A 3,407-nucleotide genomic window follows, 5' to 3' on the forward strand; every position below is an offset into this window, starting at 1 on the left:
GACGAGTTGATATCAGTGGTATGACAGAAGTTCCTGTGACAGAACCTTCGACTAAACCATTACCGCCATTAAAAAGTTATCTTATTACTCAAGCTGAATACGATAAATTAGTTGAGCGAGCACAATCAAATGCCACAGTTCAATCTACCGAATCTGAATCTGAAAAAGTGACTGTTCCAGGGATGTCTGAGGAAATGGATGGACAAGAGATTGAGTCAGAGTCTGCAGAACCTATAATCAATTAAGCGCACATACCGTTTATCCAGTATGTGCGCTAAAATAACTACGCTTAAGTCAATACAGTTTGCGTGTAGCGTTAAAGCAGGTGGTGATATTTGAAGCGATGGGCAATCGCTGACCAGCACAACGCGCACAATATTCCACAAATAAGACCAACCAGATGTGATTCAGTGGCTACTCTGGCATTAATTAACTGGGTAATACTGCTCGTCGCACCAAATACCTGCTCGTATCCGACTTTAATGATCACACCAAGCAACAGTAAATAACCTGAACGGTACCCTTTGCGAATGTCCATTACCGCACCAAAAGCAAACAACCCATGTAATAAACCACTTAAGCCTACATAAGCTTTTAGACTTGGATAAAAGAAATATAAACCAATACCTTCTAATAAACACAAACTGAGAAACAGTAATATCAACTTGCCTGGATGGCGCTTATAATGGACTTCATGTAAAAATACAATTACCCAAAATCCTGCCAAATTCATCAGCAAATGCCATAAATTAGTATGTAACAGGTTACCGGTGATTAATCGCCATATTTGTCCATCAGTAATGGCGTTATATTGATAACTTAAATACTGATCAATGGGCAAAAATGCTGGCGTAGGGATATCTGCTGCAAACAGCCCAATACAAATAAGGCTGATGACAACAACAAAGTGATAAAGTCCAACAGTGTTTGATTTATGATTTAGCAAAATATCCTCTTTGCGCACCGTCAAAACAAGCCAATTTAATTTATCCAAAAACACTAAACTTAACTGTAGCGCAAAATTGCCGCATAGCGTTAACCTGTGTGCATTTTTGGTGTCGTCATCAAAATAGCGCTGCGGCAGAGCTGCATTAATCCGTTGCAGTTAGTTACAGTATGTTATCGATATTGTTATAGCTTACTGTTTAATGAGTCCATCACTGATTGACTATTTTGCAAGTAATCATCTAGGCCACGTTGACGTAAGACACAAGCGGGGCAGTCACCACAACCTTTACCAACAATACCGTTATAACAAGTTAACGTTTGATGTTGTACTAATGCTAATTGCTGATATTTATCAGCCAGTGCCCAGGTTTCAGCTTTATTGAGCCACATTAATGGGGTAATTATCTTAAGGGGTTTATCCATTCCAAGTGCTAATGAGTTTTGCATTGATTGAACAAATTCATTACGGCAATCTGGATAGCCCGAAAAGTCGGTTTCACACACGCCGGTAATAATGGCATCGCAACCTAATTGGTAAGCATATATACCCGCAAGAGTTAAAAATAAAATATTACGTCCAGGCACAAAAGTATTCGGCAAACCATTATTCATCAACTCATGTGATACAGGAATAGCATCACGTGTTAATGCTGAAATGGCTAACTCGTTTAATAAGGTGGTATCCATGACTTTATGGCTAGCTAGTTTCAACTCAGTAGCCAAGGATTTTGCCACTTCGATTTCTTGACGATGGCGTTGGCCATAATCAAATGTTATCCCGTGTACTTCGTCATATTGAGATAAGGCTTGAATAAGGCAAGTGGTTGAATCTTGACCGCCACTGAAAACAACAAGGGCTTTAGTTGGCGTGTTTTGCTTTGCATCTGACATGGATATACTCTTAACGTACTGAACTGACTGGTAAGATCGGAGTGATCAACCCCTAGTGGTCCAGGTAAATAGAACTGATATGTTACCTAAGCCAGACCCAACTGCAAAGCCTTAGGTGTAAATACTTGCAGCTAACGTTAAAATACTCTATAAATGCCGACCCGTTATAAGCCAGGTAGCCAATACTTGTCTCTAGAAGTAAGGTAAACGATGAAATATCCCGTTAACGAAGTATTTGAAACAATACAAGGTGAGGGCACATATACTGGTGTTCCTGCACTGTTCGTTCGCTTGCAGGGCTGTCCTGTAGGTTGTGCATGGTGTGATACAAAGCAAACCTGGGATGTGTTACCCGAAAACAAAGTGACCGCAGAGCAAGTGATTCAGGTCGACGGCACCATCGGCAGATGGGCTGATCATACAGGCTATACGTTACTGCAAGCATTTCATGATAAAGGCTTTACTGCTAAGCACATTGTGTTAACCGGTGGTGAGCCATGTTTGTACGATTTGACAGAATTAACCACGATTTTTATTGAGGCTGGTTATCAGGTACAAATAGAAACCAGTGGCACGTTTGACGTAAAATGTCATTCAGATGTGTGGGTTACTGTATCACCTAAAATCAATATGAAAGGTGGCTACAAGGTACTAGAACAAGCATTAAATCGTGCTAATGAAATTAAACATCCTATCGCCACAGAACACCATATTGATGAATTAGATAAATTATTACTGAATATTGATGTCAGCGATAAAACCATTTGCTTACAACCTATTAGCCAAAAGGCGCGAGCAACAGAACTTGCCATGAAGGTGTGTATTAGCCGTAACTGGCGTTTATCGATACAAACACATAAGTATCTGAATATTGACTAAAAGTGTTTATTTAGTGTTCATTATGACCACTTGTTTTTTACGAAACAAAAAAGCCGTTGAATCAATATTCAACGGCTTTTTAATTTTAACAGGTTAACGAAGTAAACCTGATTCATTAAACGCGACGAGTTTTTCTCGGTAGTGTTCGAAACAGCCAATATTGTCTTCTATCCATTGCGGGTTGTAATAGGTATCAAGATAGCGCTCACCCGCATCACAAATTAAGGTCACAATAGAACCTGTTTGACCTTCGTTACGCATTTGTGTTGCTAACAGCAACGCCCCATATAAGTTAGTACCAGTAGATGCGCCTGTTTTACGCCCTATGAGTTGCTCTAACCACTGAATCGTTGCGATTGAGGCGGCATCAGGGATCTTAATCATAGAGTCAACTACACCAGCAATAAATGACGGTTCAACACGTGGCCGACCAATTCCCTCTATTTTACTGCTCTTATCGCTAATAATGCTCGCGTCACCATTGTGAAAGTAATCGTAGAATACAGAATTTTCGGGGTCGACGACGCACAACTGCGTTTGTTGCTGCTGATAACGAATATAGCGGCCAATGGTAGCGCTGGTGCCACCAGTACCAGGACTCATTACAATCCAGCTTGGAATAGGATGGGGCTCTTTTTCCATTTGGATAAATATAGAATCAGCAATATTGTTATTACCTCGCCAATCGG

Annotated in this window: 5 protein-coding genes; 2 read left to right on the top strand and 3 right to left on the bottom strand. The window is 40.4% G+C overall.

The window, feature by feature from the left end; genetic code table 11:
* The coding region (locus tag CXF78_RS21540) for a hypothetical protein (protein WP_180957208.1) at positions 1-245 on the top strand (245 nt) is incomplete at its 5' end.
* Positions 246-316: 71 nt separating this feature from the next.
* Here the strand turns inward: CXF78_RS21540 and rrtA are convergent.
* Positions 317-946, bottom strand: coding sequence for a rhombosortase (gene rrtA / locus CXF78_RS17645; protein WP_102037492.1), 630 nt, complete (start codon positions 944-946; stop codon positions 317-319).
* A gap of 185 nt (positions 947-1,131) precedes the next feature.
* The gene (gene queC, locus CXF78_RS17650; RefSeq protein WP_011637339.1) at positions 1,132-1,839 is read right to left on the bottom strand and encodes a 7-cyano-7-deazaguanine synthase QueC; all 708 of its coding nucleotides are present in this window, start codon (positions 1,837-1,839) and stop codon (positions 1,132-1,134) included.
* Positions 1,840-2,049: 210 nt separating this feature from the next.
* Here queC and queE point away from each other — a divergent pair, with 210 nt between their 5' ends.
* Complete coding sequence (gene queE / locus CXF78_RS17655) at positions 2,050-2,718, top strand: 7-carboxy-7-deazaguanine synthase QueE (protein WP_102037493.1); 669 nt, start codon at positions 2,050-2,052, stop codon at positions 2,716-2,718.
* A 93-nt stretch (positions 2,719-2,811) separates the two neighbouring features.
* Here queE and CXF78_RS17660 read toward each other — a convergent pair.
* Positions 2,812-3,407, bottom strand: a 596-nt coding sequence (locus CXF78_RS17660) for a pyridoxal-phosphate dependent enzyme (RefSeq protein WP_145991549.1), incomplete at its 5' end; no start/stop codon positions are given.

Origin of the sequence: Shewanella sp. 11B5, assembly GCF_002836795.1 — a bacterium.
Classification (GTDB): domain Bacteria; phylum Pseudomonadota; class Gammaproteobacteria; order Enterobacterales; family Shewanellaceae; genus Shewanella; species Shewanella frigidimarina.

What these genes read in the sequence shown, in the direction of transcription:
- queC (WP_011637339.1), bottom strand. Translation starts at nt 1,839, where the DNA reads ATGTCAGATGCAAAGCAAAACACGCCAACTAAAGCCCTTGTTGTTTTC.
- queE (WP_102037493.1), top strand. Translation starts at nt 2,050, where the DNA reads ATGAAATATCCCGTTAACGAAGTATTTGAAACAATACAAGGTGAGGGC.